Source organism: Bradyrhizobium sp. 137 (genome assembly GCF_023074095.1).
GTDB lineage: Bacteria > Pseudomonadota > Alphaproteobacteria > Rhizobiales > Xanthobacteraceae > Bradyrhizobium.
The window spans coordinates 1-564 of the sequence record NZ_JADPKU010000083.1 but is presented as its reverse complement, the minus strand read 5'-3'; the positions used below and the strand labels follow the sequence as shown (position 1 = coordinate 564).

Below are 564 nucleotides of genomic sequence, written 5' to 3'. Positions count from 1 at the left end.
TGTGGTTGACCAGATAGCCCTCCCGCCTGAGCAGAACATGCAGGCGCCGATAGCCGAAGCGACGGCGCACCTCGGCAATCGCTCTCATGCGTTGGCGTAGGGCCGCGTCGTCCGCCCGGGTCGTCCGATATCTGATGGTCATGCGGCAACAGCCGATGGCTTTACACGCCCGCCGTTCGCTCATCCCGTGGGCGTCCACGAGATGGGCGACAGCTTTCCGCTTCCCCGCGGGCGTCACCACTTCTTTCCCAGGAGGTCCTTTAACGCCGCATTGTCCAGCATGGCGTCGGCCAAAAGCCGCTTCAGCCGCGTGTTCTCATCCTCCAGCGTCCTCAGCCGCTTGGCCTCCGAGACCTCCATCCCGCCAAACTTGGCTTTCCATTTGTAGATGCTGGCATCGCTGACGCCGTGCTTCCGGCACAGATCGACAACCGACACGCCAGCCTCGTGCTCCTTCAAAATCCCGATGATCTGCTCTTCCGTAAAGCGGCTGCGCTTCATGCTCTGGTCCTCATATGGGCCAGAGCGAACTTCAATCTGGATTAAGTCCAGGGGGCAAGGTCA

At 61.2% G+C, this 564-nt stretch carries 1 pseudogene; it reads right to left on the bottom strand.

Annotation, left to right across the window (positions count from 1 at the left end):
• Nucleotides 1-501: pseudogene (locus tag IVA78_RS24485) on the bottom strand (transposase); the annotation flags it as partial.
• Nucleotides 502-564: the final 63 nt, after the last annotated feature.